Below are 12,251 nucleotides of genomic sequence, written 5' to 3'. Positions count from 1 at the left end.
AGTCCTTCTGAGGTTCAGGATCCGGCCGCGCTGGTGACGCGGCCGGCGGGCGGAAGTACGCGGGCCTGCCGAACGGCATGGCTCGGACCCGGGCGTCGGGCCCGGGTGTGCGTGCTGTCAGGCGACAGCGGTTCCGCGCGGTGGACCTCGGGAGGTGATGGCGTCGGCGAGCAGGTACTGCCGGGGCGGCGCCGTCGTGGGAATCGGCCGCAGCCGCGGCCAGGACGGAGTGCTGCGCCACGGGTCGAGCAGGAGCAGGATCCGGTCGGCGACGGTCCGCAGTACGGCGAACGTCGCGTGCTCGCCGTACGCGAGCCAGAGGCCGCACAGGAGCGCGGCGATCAGGTGCGCGGCCAGCATTCCCACCGACGACGAGTCCGCCAGGTGGTGGTGCATCGGGGCCGGGAGCAACGACTGGGCCAGCGTGAACACGACGTGCAGCTCGGCCTGGGCGACGACCGTGCCGACGACGACGAACGGCACCGAGCGTTCCCGGTCGGCCAGGATCCAGGTGGCGGTCGCGATCGACGCGGACGCCGGGACGACCGCCCACCACGGGACCGACGCGCCGGACATCACGACGTGGCCGAGGACGGCGAGCAGCACGCAGACGGCCGTGAACATCACGGCGCGGGCGGCTCGGGTTCCCCAGTGCTGCTGCATGGCCGGACCATCGTCGCATCCCGCCGCGCGGGGCCCCAGAGCCCGGCGTACCGGAACCTCGGGCTCGGTGTGAGCCAGGTCACTGGAACTGAACGAGCTCGTGAACCGACTCCTGATGCGGACGACGAACAGAAGGAGTGCGGCGTGAGTGCTGGGACGGTTGTCGAAGGGGTCGCGACCCCCGCTGCCCGTGGGCGCGGGTCGGGACTGTTCCGGGCGTTCTGGCGGTGGCACTTCTACGCGAGCTTCCTGGTCGTCCCGGTCCTGCTGATCCTGGCCACGACCGGGCTGATCTACCTGTTCCGCTTCCAGCTGGAGCCCGTTCTGCACGCCGATCTGATGAAGGTCGACCATGCCGCGGGTCTGGTCGCCCAGCCGTACTCGGCGCAGCTCGACGCGGTCCAGCGGGCCCTTCCCGACGCCACCGTGGTCTCGATGACCGAGCCGTCCGGCCCGGACCGCTCGACGGTCTTCTCGGTCGACACCGCCGCCGGCCCGCGCGACGTCTTCGTGGATCCGTACGAGGGCACGGTCCTGGGCTCGCTGAACCCGGACACGACGTTGTCGGGCGGCGCGATCCTGCTGCACGGGGAACTGATGGCGGGGCGGGTGGGTGACTTCGTCATCGAGGTCGCCGCCTGCTGGGCGATCGTGATGGCGTTGACCGGCTACTACCTCTTCGTCCGTGGACGGGTGGCGCGGGCCAGGCGCCGGGCCGCGGGTGCGGCGGGCGCCGTACTGCGGTCCCGGCACGGGCGGACGGGCGCGATCCTCGGCGTCGGGCTGCTGTTCCTGATCGTGTCCGGACTGCCGTGGACCGGGTTCTGGGGCGCCAAGACGCAGGAGTTCGCGACCAGCCACGGGACGTCGTTCTGGGGCGCCGACCCGGGCGCGTTGTCGAAGCCGACCTCGACGCTCGACGAGTCGCTCCCGCACAGCCACACCGTTCCTTGGGGCCTCGGCAACACCGAGGTGCCGCGCTCGAATCCCCAGGACGGGCGCCGCTCGGTCGCCACCGTCGACACCGCGATCGAGGTGGGTCAGCGCAACGGGCTGCAGCGCCCGATGACGGTCGCGCTGCCGGCCGACAGCGAAGGCGTGTTCTCCGCGATCGGGTACGCCTTCAGCGACCCCGGCAAGGAACGCACCCTGCACGTCGACCAGTACGGCGGCCGCGTGGTCTCGACGTACGGGTACAGCGACTACCCGGCGCTGGCGAAGGTCGTGGCCCAGGGCATCGCCCTGCACGAGGGGCGGCGCCTGGGTCTCCTGAACTTCTGGCTGACGACGGCCTTCTGCCTGGGCGTGATGTTCATGTGCGTCAGCGGGCCGTTGATGTGGTGGCGTCGCCGCCCGAAGACCAAGGCGCTCGGCGCGCCGCGCGGCCGCCTCCCGCTGCGGGCGACTCCCGCCCTGGCGGTGCTGGTCGTTGCGCTGGCGCTGTTTCTGCCGCTGTTCGGGATCACCCTGGCCGCCGTCCTGCTGCTCGACCAGCTCGTCCTGCGCCGGGTCGGTGCGCTGCGAGCGTGGTTCAACGTCGCCCGGTAGAAGCTGCCCGGCAGAAAGCTGTGGAGAATTGTCGGAGCGGCGTGTGACGATGCCGTGATGGTGGACTACGTGGTGCGGACGGCGACGGCGGACGAGCACGACCGGTTCTCGGGACTGTTCGCGGCGGCGATGATGTTCGAGAGCTCGCCGACCGACCTGGACCGGGAGCAGTTCGAGCCGGAGCGGGCGCTGGTCGCCGTGGACGGCGACCAGTTCGTCGGTACGGCGAAGGCGATGACTCGTGACCTGTCGGTCCCGGGCGCCGTGGTCGGGGCGGCGCACGTCACCGCGGTCGGGGTCCGGGCGACGCACCGGCGGCGGGGGATTCTGTCCGGGCTGATGAGTCGGCAGTTGCGCGAGGCGCCCGAGGCGCTGGCGGTGCTGTGGGCGAGCGAGTCGGGCATCTACGGCCGATTCGGTTACGCGTCGGCGGCGTGGGGCGTGTCGTACGAGGTCGACCTGCACCGGGTGAGGCCGCGTCCTGTGTCCGGCTCGGTGGGTCTCCTCGAGGAGATCTCGGCCGAGGAGGCGCCGGGGCTGCTGGCCGGCGTACTGGGTGAGTTCCAGACGAGGCGTCCGGGGGTGTCAGGGCGGTCCGAGCTGGTGTGGCGCGGGCTGCTGCAGGACAAGCCTGACCATCGCGGCGGGAAGAGTGCCCGGCACATCCTGGTGCATCGCGACTCGGCGGGTGTGATCGACGGGTACGCGCTGTGGCGCGGCAAGATGAACTGGGGGCCCACCGGTCCGGCGAACGAGGTGTCGGTCGAGGAGCTGGTCGCGCTCGAGCCGACGGCGTACCACGTGCTGTGGCAGCACCTGCTGACGCTCGATCTGGCCGCCAAGCTGGAGTACGGCCACGCCGCCGTGGACGAGCCGCTGCTGCAGCTGGTGAGCAACCCGACCGCGCTCAACCGCCGGGTGGGGGAGTCGCTGTGGGTTCGGCTCACCGATGTTCCGCGCGCCCTTGCCCAGCGACGTTACGCGACCGCCGTCGACGTGGTGATCGAGGTGACCGACGATCTCGTTGAGGCGAACAACGGGCGCTTCCGGCTGACCGGGGACACCGAGAAGGCAAGCTGCGAGCGGACCGAGTCCGCGCCGGATCTTTCGGCATCGGTGACTGAGTTCGCCGCGGCGTACCTCGGCGGCCGGCCCTTGGCGGAGTTCGCCGCCACTGGGCGGGTGAAGGAGCACACTCCCGGTGCGCTTGCCGCGGCCACAGCTGCTTTCGGGTGGTCGGTCGCGCCGGTCAGCCTGGAGATCTTCTGACCGCGGGAGCGCGCGGGACGTGGCGGACGACGTACTGGCGCTCTTGCAGGAGGCCGGCGACCGGTTCGTCCGGCCGAGGTTCAGGGCGCTGGCCGACGCGGAGATGGCGGAGAAGTCGCCGGGGGACTGGGTGACGATCGCGGACCGTGAGGCCGAGGCGTTCCTGGAGTCCGCGCTGCGCGCCGTACGGCCTGACCTGCCGGTGGTCGGCGAAGAGGCCGTGGCGGCCGATCCGTCGGTGCTCGACGTGCTGTATCCGGGCGGTTCCTGCTGGTTGGTGGATCCGGTCGACGGCACACGCAACTTCGTGGACGGCGATCCGGCGTACGGGATGGCGATCGCCCTGGTGGAGCGCGGCGAGGCGGTCGCCAGCTGGATCTGGCAGCCGGAGTTCGGCGTCGGCTGGCAGGCCGAGGCCGGGGCGGGAACGTTCCGCAACGGCGAGCGGGTGCGGGTCGGCACGACGGCGCCTGCGGTCGCGGACCTGCGCGGTGTCTTCCACACGCGCTTCTTCCCGCCGGAGCAGCACGCGCTGATGGAGTCACGTCCGGTCCCGTACCGGCGGACGCTGGGCAGCCTCAACTCGGCGTGTGACTATCCGGCGCTGATCGAGGGTTCGATCGACTTCATCTGCTGGGGACGGATCCTGCCGTGGGACCACGCGCCGGGTTCGCTGCTGCTGGCCGAGGCCGGCGGGGTGGCCCGCCGTCTGGACGGCACGGACTACCGCGCCGACGCGACCGGGCTCGGGACGCTCGCGGCGACGACGCCGCAGGCTTGGGAGCTTGCTCGGAGTACCTGGCCCTTCGACTGAATTGCTCGATGTCACACGAGGACGGGGCTGTTTCGTCTTGGGGGTGTGATCGCCGGGATGGGACAGGGAGGTGAGGGCTGGTGACGGAGGTTCTCGGACCTACGCCGGGGGAGGAGTTCGACGAGCTGCGGGGGCTGCTGTTCTCGATCGCCTACCGGATTCTCGGCAGTGTGGCCGAGGCGGAGGACGCGGTGCAGGAGACCTGGCTGCGGTACGAGTCCGCGGGGACGAAGCCGGTCTCGGCCAAGGCGTACCTGTCGGCGGTGGTCACGCGGATCTCGATCGACGTCCTGCGGTCGGCGCGGGTCCGGCGGGAGCGGTACGTCGGAGAGTGGTTCCCCGAGCCGCTGCTCGACGACCCGTACGACGATCCTGCGCGGTCCGCGGAGCTGGCCGACTCGGTGTCGATGGCCGCGCTGCTCCTGCTCGAGCGGCTGTCTCCGCTGGAGCGCGCGGTCTTCGTGCTGCGGGAGGTCTTCGGCTTCGGCTTTCCGGAGGTGGCTGCGGCCGTCGGGAGGTCGGAGGCCGCCTGCCGGCAGCTGGCGGTGAGGGCGCGACGCCACATGGATCTCGGGCGGCCCCGGTTCCAGGCCGATCGTCAGGAACGCGAGGAACTCGCCGCCCGGTTCTTCGACGCGCTGCGCGACGGCGACGTCGACGGCGTCCGGGACTTGCTGGCGGCCGACGTACAGCTGGTCGGAGACGGTGGTGGCAAGGCGCCCGCGCTGGCTCGGAGCGTGGTCGGCGCCGACAACGTGTCCAGGCTGCTCGCGTCGTTCTTCCCGGCGCTCGCCGGGCTGGAGGCGAGCGTGGAGGTGCGCGCGCTGAACGGTCAGCCGGGCGCGATCCTTCGCGACCGGGCCGGCGGAGTCGTCTGCACGTTCGTGCTCGACACGCTCGACGGGCGGATCCAGACGATCCGCTCAGTGCTCAACCCGGACAAGCTCGGCCACGTCGGCCCGGTCGGTGACGCCTGGGCGATCACCCGAGCGCTCCGGCAGACCCGCCGGCCCGACTGACCTGTACGCCGGGCTCCGGGCGGACCGAACGCTCCGCCCGGAGCCCGTCAGGCGCTCACCACGCGACCGGGCCCAGGCGGTCGACGAAGATGCCGGTCGGCCCGTCGGCGTCCAGCATCGCGAGCCGCAGGATCGAGTCGGTGCCCTCGGTGACGGTCAGCGCGCCGGTGTGGTTGTTCATGTCGGTCGCGGCGAACTTCTTGTTCGCGATCTCGCCGGGCGTCGCGAGGTTGAACTTGATCCCCGGCAGCGCCTGCGCGTACCGGACGGTGAGCATGTTCAGCGCCGCCTTCGACGAGCTGTAGGCGAGCTCGTGGAATTTCGAGAACGGCTGTTCGGGATCGGTCACGACGGTGAAGGAACTGCCGCCGCTGGACACCATCACCACCCGCGGGTTCTCCGCCGCCTGCAGCAGCGGCAGGAACGCGTGGGTGACCCTGACCGGTCCGTACACGTTGGTGTCGTAGACCGAGTGGATCTCGTCGGCCGTCGCGTCCGCGGGCGCTACGCCCCGGCCCGGGGCGCCGGCGTTGTTGATCAGCACGTCCAGCCGGTCGGTGTGCTCCCGTACGAGCCGGACCGCCTCCGCCACCGACTCGTCGGACGTCACGTCCAGCGGGACCATCACCACGGTGACGCCGTCGGCCGCCAGCTTCTCGGCCGCCACGGTCCCCCGGCCGACGTCGCGCGAACCGAGGAAGATCTTCCATCCCTGCTCCCCAAGCCGCCGGGCCGCCTCGAAACCAAGTCCTTTGTTGCCTCCGGTGATCAGCACCGAGGTCTGCATCGTGTTCGTCATGCCCCCGAGACGAGGTACCGCAGGCGGCTGTGACATCCGGTTCGAGGAATACGCCGGTGGATGCAACCAACTTCGGCTCCGGAGGCGTGTCTAACCCGAAGAACGAGGAGGGGAGACCAGATGAGTGACCGGGACGCCGCGTTCGAGGCGTACTTCGCGGCGCGCTCCGACGCGATGCGCGGTACGGCGTACTTGCTCTGCGGCGACTGGCATCGTGCGGAGGACCTGGTGCAGCAGACGTTCACCAAGCTGTACCTGGTGTGGCGGCGAATTCAGCGGCACGAGGCGATGGACAGCTACACCCGGCAGACACTCGTCCGTACGTTCCTGTCCGAGCGGCGCCGGGGGTGGTTCCGGCTGGAGTCGGTCGGGTCGCCGACGGTTGATCGGGCGGCGCCGGCGGTTGGTCAGGCCGAGGAGCGGCTGGTGCTGCTGGAGGCGCTGGTCAAGGTGCCGCCGCGGCAGCGCGCCGTACTGGTCCTGCGGTACTGGGAGGACCAGTCCGTCGAACAGACCGCCGTGCTGCTCGACTGCTCGCCCGGAAACGTCAAGAGCCAGGCCGCGCGCGGGTTGGCGACGCTGCGCGGTCTGCTGGAAGAGGAGAAGGTTCGGTGAACGAAGAGGATCTCAACGAGGCGCTGCACGACGTGATGGTGCGCAGCAGCCCACCAGGGTCGATGGATCCCGCACGAGCGCGCGAGCAGGGCCGCCGGGCGCGCAAGCGGCGAACGATCGCGTGGGCGGGCGTTGCCGTCGTACCGCTGGCGGTTGTCGTCGCGGTCGGACCGGCGATCGTCGCCGACCTGGCCGGTGACCGGTCGGCGAGCCCGATGGTTGCCGGTGGCACTAGTACGACGCCGACGCCGAGCGCGGCGCCGACGACGCGCAAGACCAACGACCCGTGGCCGGAGGGCCAGGTGGACCGTACGGCGACCGCGGGTCCGCGCGCCGATCGGTCCGTGACGCTGATGACGGACCTCTCCTCGCTGGTGCCGGCCGGGTTCAGCACACCGGACCTGAAGTACCCGGACGGGCGCAAGATGAGATGGCCGCAGAGCCAGTACGCGTCGAGCGACGGGGAGCAGGACTACTGGGAGTACCTGGCCATGATCCCGGTGCAGAAGGGCAGCGGAGTCGGGCAGTTGCTGGTGCAGTCGATCACGCCCGACGGCAAGCCTGCAGCGGACCCGTGCCAGCTGGCGAAGAGTTTCTGGGGCGACACCGGTGACTGTGCTGTGGTGGACGTCGACGGCAAGAAGGTCGGCGTGCGGACCGCCAAGGGGAGCAGGAGCTTCGACCAATGGGCCGCCTACCGGTACGAGGACGGCACCGTCGTGCTCCTGGCACAGGCCAGGCAGAGCGAGGACGCGCAGCGACCGCCGCTGGCGCAGCCGGTGTTCACCGCTCAGCAGTTGGCGGAACTGGTGACGTCCCCGAAGTTCAAGATCAGCAGCTGATCGAGGCCGCTCCTCCGGAGGGTGTCAGTCCCGGGGGAGCTGCTCGTCCGGGTCCTCGTCGGCGTCGGGTTCGGGCTCCGGGTCTAGCGTGGTGTCCGGGTCGTCGGGATCTGCCCCGGCCGGGCGGTCGGGGTCAGCCGGGTCGGGCAGGAACGGCACGGGTGGGATCGGTGTGGTGCTCATCGCGGCGTCCTTCGGTCGGGGATGTCTTCGCAACACCCACCCGGTTTCCTGGATCGGGACCCGCAAACCGGCACGGAGCGCTTGAACCCGGCGCTCGCGGGGCACCGGCGTGGCTCGACGGAAGGAGAGCTATGCGCAGCGCGGTGGTGACCGGGGCGGGCAGTGGGATCGGGGCGGCGACGACGGTTCGGCTGGACCGGGACGGGTGGCGGGTGTTCGCCGGGGTGCACGACCAGCACGACGCCGAGGTGCTGGACCGGCAGACGTCGGACCGGACGACCGTCGTACGGCTGGACGTGACGAGTGCGGCGTCGATCAAGGAGTTCGCAGGGCAGGTCGATCTCGCGCTGGGCTCGGAAGGGCTGCATGCGCTGGTCGACAACGCGGGCAAGGGGTTCCCCGGGCCGCTGGAGACCCTGCCGATCGAGAACCTGCGGGAGCAGTTCGAGGTGAACGTGATCGGGCAGGTCGCGGTGACGCAGCAGTTCCTGCCGATGCTGCGGCGAGTCGACGGCTCTCGCGTCGTACTGGTCGGGTCGGTCGGCGGGCTCGTTGCGGTGGGGTTCGCCGGTGCGTACCACGCGTCGAAGTACGCGCTCGAGGCGATCGCGGACGCCTGGCGGCAGGAGCTGGCGCCCGAGGGCGTCCAGGTGGTGATCGTGGAGCCGGGTCCGCTGGCGACCCCGATCTGGTCCAAGGCGGCCAAGACGCTCGACTCGCTGCCGCCGAACGATCGCTACCGCGAGCGGGTCGACGCGTTGCGCGAACGGCTGTCGCGGATGGGCAAGGAGAGCGCCGGGGTCGACCAAGGCGTCGAGCGGATCGTCGAAGCGGTGACGGTGGCTCGGCCGCGGACCCGCTACACCAGCGGGGCGGCGGCGACCGTCGTACCGAAGGTCCGGCGGTTGGTGCCTGATCGCCTCTTCGATCGCATCGCACAACGGGTCACGACGCCCGGCAAGTAAGGCGCCGCAGCCGCTGCATGGGGCGGGAACCGCTGGGCACCGGGGCGCCGAGGACCCCAACCCCCAGGGAGTGATGATGACCAAGGCACGCGATCTGATGACGGCCGGCGCGGAGTGCGTCGGCGAGAACGAGACGCTGGTGGACGCCGCGCGCAAGATGCGTGACCTGGACGTCGGCGCGCTGCCGATCTGCGGCGAGGACAACCGGCTCAAGGGCATGCTGACCGATCGCGACATCGTGGTGTCCTGCATCGCCGAGGGCGGCGATCCGGCCACCGCGCTGGCCGGCCAGTTCGGGCAGGGCAAACCGGTGACCATCGGTGCCGACGACAGCATCGAGGAAGCGATGCAGACGATGAGCAAGCACCAGGTACGGCGGCTGCCGGTGATCGACGGTCACGACCTGGTCGGCATGCTGGCCCAGGCCGACGTCGCCCGCGCGATGTCCGAGCAGCAGACCGGTGACACCGTTCAGGACATCTCCCAGTGAGCTGAGTCCGGCGATGGAGGCACGATGAGCAGCAACGCAGGCAATCCCCGGAACCTGAAGGCGTCCGAGCCGGTGGGCGAGCTGGAGTTGGTGCACTCGTTCGACGGAGCCATGCCGACCGGCGTCACGGTGTCGCGCGGTGGGCGGGTTTTCGTCAACTTCCCGGAGTGGGGCGACCATCCCGCGGCGACGGTCGTCGAGCTTCGCGCCGGGGAGGAGCGACCGTATCCCGACAGCGGCTGGAACTCCGCGAAGGATGTGGACGACGCGAACGCCTTCGTGTCGGTGCAGTCGGTAGTGGTCGATCCCGCGGATCGCCTGTGGGTGCTGGACACCGGCAGCCCGATGTTCCAGCCGACGCGGTACGGCGGTCCGAAGCTGGTCTGCGTCGACCTGACCACCGACGAAGTGGTCAGCACGATCGTCATGCCCCGCGACGTCGCGCTGGAGACGACCTACCTGAACGACGTCCGGTTCGACCTGACCCGCGGTACGGCGGGCGCGGCCTACATCACCGACTCCTCGGAGTCGGGCCCGAACGGGATCGTCGTGGTCGACCTCGGTACCGGTGAGGCGTGGCGACGGTTGCACGACCATCCCAGCACCAAGGCAGTTGCCCTGAGCAACTGCCGCCCGATCGTCGAGGGCCGGCCGTTCCTCAAGCAGCCGGGGAACGGCCCCTCGGAGCCCGTCGCGATGGGTTCGGACGGCATCGCCGTCTCGGCCGACGGACAACGGCTCTGGTACTGCCCGTTGGCGAGCAGGCACTGGTACAGCGTGTCCACCGAGGCGCTGTTCGACCGCTCGGTGTCCGACGACGACGTGGCCGCGACCGTCGTGGACGAGGGCGACAAGGGCGGCGTCGGGGACGGCCTGGAGAGCGACGACAAGGGCCGGTTCTACATCACGGCCGGCGAGCACAACGCCGTACTGCGTCGTCTTCCGGACGGTACTTTCGAGACGCTCCTGTACGACGTGCGGTTGCTCTGGCCGGACACCCTGGCGGTCGCCGAGGGCTACCTGTACGTGACCGCGAACCAGTTGCATCGGCAGGCGGACTACCAGGGCGGCAAGGACCTCCGTGAGCCGCCGTACGCGCTGTTCCGTACTCCGATCGACGCCGGTCCGGTCCGTCTGATGCGCTGAACCCCGACTCGGCCTGCCGCAGCAGGCACGTCAGTGCTGCGGCCGGCCAGGGAGTCAGCTCTTGCTGGCGGTCGCCTTTCCGCCTTTGCTGCCGGCCTTCTTCTTCTGGGCGGTGGTTCCGCCCTGCTTGCTGTTGCCGCCCTTGCCGCTCTGCTGACCGCCGTGCTCGCTCGACTTCGGTGCGTTGGCGATCTTCGCGGCGCGCTCCTTGGCATGCCCTTGTCCTTCAGCGCCTCGTACTGCTTCTCGTTCTTCACGTTCGACGACTTGCCGGGCATCGCAACCTCCTCGGAGAGCAACGGTCTGCACTCCACCGGTACCCGGCCGGCGGTGAGTCAAGCGCCCGTCCACGACACGGCGGGCGGTCGCCGTTTTCGATGGTACGGCGGGGGTACCGCGCGGGCATGCCTGTAGCAATCGTGACTGGATCGGACAGTGGGATCGGACGCGCCGCCGCGGTGGCGCTCGCGCAGGACGGCTTCGACGTCGGCGTGACGTGGCACAGCGATCACGACGGCGCCGAGGAGACGGCCGAGGAGGTTCGCGCGACCGGACGGCGTGCCGAGGTGCGGCAGCTGGATCTGGAGCAGCTGCCGGGCGCCGTGAGCGCGGTCGACGAGCTGATCGAATCGCTCGGCGGCGTCGACGTACTGGTCGCCAACAGCGGGACCGGAACGAGCAAGCTCGCCGTCGACCTCGAGTACGACGAGTGGCGCAAGGTGATCAGCGTCGACCTCGACGGCGCCTTCCTGTGCCTGCAGCGGGCCGCGCGGCGGATGATCGAGCAGGGCCGCGGCGGCCGGCTGATCGCCGTCACCAGCGTGCACGAGCACCAGCCGCGCGTCGGGGCCGCGCCGTACGACGCGGCGAAAGGCGGGCTCGGCCTGCTGGTGAAGACGCTGGCGATCGAGCTGGGGGAGCACGGGATCACCGCCAACTCGGTCGCCCCGGGCGAGATCGCCACCCCGATGACAGGCCAGACCGACGAGGACCCGCACGGCAAGGACCGCCCTGGCGTGCCACTCGGCCGCCCGGGCGACGCCCGCGAGATCGCCGCGGTGATCGCGTTCCTGGCCTCGCCGAAGGCGTCGTACATCACCGGCACCAGCATCGCCGCCGACGGCGGAATGCTGCAGATGGGCCCAATGGCCGGCAGCCACCTGCAAGACCCGTCTTGGCGCCGCCCGTAAGGGCGTCGGTCAGAGCTGCGAGCGGACGCCCGGTTCCTCGTCGGTTGCCACGGCGTCCCGCCGGAGGAGAGGCAACACCGGGCGCTTCGCCGTCGCCTCGAGCTCGAACGCCAGGGCGGCGTACAGGCTGACCGCGGCGAGGACGACGCCGATCCATCCCGCGACGGTCAGCCACTGGTCGGAGGCGGCGAGGTGGGCGATCCCGGTGACGCCGAAGCGCAGCGCGCTGATTCCCATGACGAGCGCGGCGACCGGTTTGGCGAGCGCCGAGGCGGTCGGGACGAGCATCGCGAGCCCGGCACCGACCAGCACGATCCCGAGGCCGCCGCTGAGCGCCCCTGGTGGCGCGGACAGGGTGGCCAGGCCTGCGGCTGCCCAGGATCCTGCCAGGACGCCCATGCCCGTCGCCGCGACCGGGTCGCGGGCGAGGAAGCCGATGACGCAGACCAGGAGTTGCAGGGGCGCGGTCAGGGCGACGGCGGCCAAGGCGACCGTGTGGCCCTGCGACGCGGGAATCCAGTGCAGCTGGACCGCGGAGAAGGACAGCGTGGCGATGCAGAGCGCGAGGAAGCCGAGGGGGAGCGGGGTCGCGAGCGGCCGGACGACCACGCGGGGTTCGACGGTGGACATGCCAGTGCGGTACCCGCGATCGGCCTCGGTAGTCCGACAACAAGGCCGGGCCGGCACCCTTGGGTGTCGGCCCGACCA

Annotated in this window: 15 protein-coding genes; 10 read left to right on the top strand and 5 right to left on the bottom strand. The window is 70.8% G+C overall.

Annotation, left to right across the window (positions count from 1 at the left end; translation table 11 throughout):
* Window positions 1-117: 117 nt before the first annotated feature.
* Entirely contained in the window at window positions 118-663 is a 546-nt protein-coding gene (locus tag ABD235_RS10720; protein WP_344172602.1) for a hypothetical protein, read from the bottom strand.
* 144 nt (window positions 664-807) lie between these two features.
* Between ABD235_RS10720 and ABD235_RS10715 the strand changes: the two genes are divergently transcribed.
* From ABD235_RS10715 to ABD235_RS10700, 4 genes are all read left to right on the top strand, one after another.
* Window positions 808-2,211, top strand: coding sequence for a PepSY-associated TM helix domain-containing protein (locus ABD235_RS10715; RefSeq protein WP_344172600.1), 1,404 nt, complete (start codon window positions 808-810; stop codon window positions 2,209-2,211).
* 57 nt (window positions 2,212-2,268) lie between these two features.
* Window positions 2,269-3,480: a GNAT family N-acetyltransferase gene (locus ABD235_RS10710; RefSeq protein ID WP_344172598.1), complete on the top strand. Its 1,212-nt coding sequence runs from the start codon at window positions 2,269-2,271 to the stop codon at window positions 3,478-3,480.
* A gap of 19 nt (window positions 3,481-3,499) precedes the next feature.
* Window positions 3,500-4,294: an inositol monophosphatase family protein gene (locus tag ABD235_RS10705; RefSeq protein ID WP_344172596.1), complete on the top strand. Its 795-nt coding sequence runs from the start codon at window positions 3,500-3,502 to the stop codon at window positions 4,292-4,294.
* Window positions 4,295-4,374: 80 nt separating this feature from the next.
* A complete protein-coding gene (locus tag ABD235_RS10700) occupies window positions 4,375-5,313 on the top strand; it encodes an RNA polymerase sigma-70 factor (RefSeq protein WP_344172594.1) in 939 nt (312 codons plus the stop codon).
* A gap of 55 nt (window positions 5,314-5,368) precedes the next feature.
* Here ABD235_RS10700 and ABD235_RS10695 read toward each other — a convergent pair whose 3' ends face one another.
* Window positions 5,369-6,112 carry an SDR family NAD(P)-dependent oxidoreductase gene (locus ABD235_RS10695; RefSeq protein WP_344172592.1) on the bottom strand — a complete coding sequence of 248 codons (744 nt, stop codon included), beginning with the start codon at window positions 6,110-6,112 and terminating at the stop codon, window positions 5,369-5,371.
* Between the two features lie 120 nt (window positions 6,113-6,232).
* Here ABD235_RS10695 and ABD235_RS10690 point away from each other — a divergent pair, with 120 nt between their 5' ends.
* Both ABD235_RS10690 and ABD235_RS10685 read left to right on the top strand, forming a co-directional pair.
* Window positions 6,233-6,727, top strand: a complete 495-nt coding sequence (locus ABD235_RS10690) for a SigE family RNA polymerase sigma factor (protein WP_344172590.1) — start codon at window positions 6,233-6,235, stop codon at window positions 6,725-6,727.
* The gene (locus tag ABD235_RS10685; protein WP_344172588.1) at window positions 6,724-7,569 is read left to right on the top strand and encodes a hypothetical protein; all 846 of its coding nucleotides are present in this window, start codon (window positions 6,724-6,726) and stop codon (window positions 7,567-7,569) included. The genes ABD235_RS10690 and ABD235_RS10685 overlap by 4 nt, the downstream gene beginning before the upstream one ends.
* A gap of 24 nt (window positions 7,570-7,593) precedes the next feature.
* On the opposite strand, the gene ABD235_RS10680 is transcribed toward ABD235_RS10685, so the two are convergent.
* Window positions 7,594-7,752, bottom strand: coding sequence for a hypothetical protein (locus tag ABD235_RS10680; protein WP_344172586.1), 159 nt, complete (start codon window positions 7,750-7,752; stop codon window positions 7,594-7,596).
* Between the two features lie 131 nt (window positions 7,753-7,883).
* On the opposite strand from ABD235_RS10680, the gene ABD235_RS10675 reads away from it, so the two are divergent.
* The 3 genes from ABD235_RS10675 to ABD235_RS10665 all read left to right on the top strand — a co-directional run bounded on the left by ABD235_RS10675 (window position 7,884) and on the right by ABD235_RS10665 (window position 10,353).
* On the top strand, window positions 7,884-8,717 hold the full coding sequence (locus ABD235_RS10675) for an SDR family oxidoreductase (protein ID WP_344172584.1): 834 nt from the start codon (window positions 7,884-7,886) through the stop codon (window positions 8,715-8,717).
* A 76-nt stretch (window positions 8,718-8,793) separates the two neighbouring features.
* Window positions 8,794-9,207 carry a CBS domain-containing protein gene (locus ABD235_RS10670; RefSeq protein ID WP_344172582.1) on the top strand — a complete coding sequence of 138 codons (414 nt, stop codon included), beginning with the start codon at window positions 8,794-8,796 and terminating at the stop codon, window positions 9,205-9,207.
* Between the two features lie 24 nt (window positions 9,208-9,231).
* Window positions 9,232-10,353, top strand: a complete 1,122-nt coding sequence (locus tag ABD235_RS10665; RefSeq protein ID WP_344172580.1) for an L-dopachrome tautomerase-related protein — start codon at window positions 9,232-9,234, stop codon at window positions 10,351-10,353.
* Between the two features lie 54 nt (window positions 10,354-10,407).
* On the opposite strand, the gene ABD235_RS10660 is transcribed toward ABD235_RS10665, so the two are convergent.
* Window positions 10,408-10,662, bottom strand: coding sequence for a hypothetical protein (locus tag ABD235_RS10660; RefSeq protein WP_344172578.1), 255 nt, complete (start codon window positions 10,660-10,662; stop codon window positions 10,408-10,410).
* 95 nt (window positions 10,663-10,757) lie between these two features.
* Here ABD235_RS10660 and ABD235_RS10655 point away from each other — a divergent pair, with 95 nt between their 5' ends.
* Window positions 10,758-11,543 carry an SDR family oxidoreductase gene (locus tag ABD235_RS10655; protein ID WP_344172576.1) on the top strand — a complete coding sequence of 262 codons (786 nt, stop codon included), beginning with the start codon at window positions 10,758-10,760 and terminating at the stop codon, window positions 11,541-11,543.
* 9 nt (window positions 11,544-11,552) lie between these two features.
* Here ABD235_RS10655 and ABD235_RS10650 read toward each other — a convergent pair whose 3' ends face one another.
* On the bottom strand, window positions 11,553-12,173 hold the full coding sequence (locus ABD235_RS10650; protein ID WP_344172574.1) for an acetate uptake transporter family protein: 621 nt from the start codon (window positions 12,171-12,173) through the stop codon (window positions 11,553-11,555).
* Between the last annotated feature and the right edge of the window lie 78 nt (window positions 12,174-12,251).

The organism is Kribbella lupini, from assembly GCF_039529595.1.
Classification (GTDB): Bacteria; Actinomycetota; Actinomycetes; order Propionibacteriales; family Kribbellaceae; genus Kribbella; species Kribbella lupini.
This window is presented reverse-complemented; position numbering and strand designations above follow the sequence as displayed.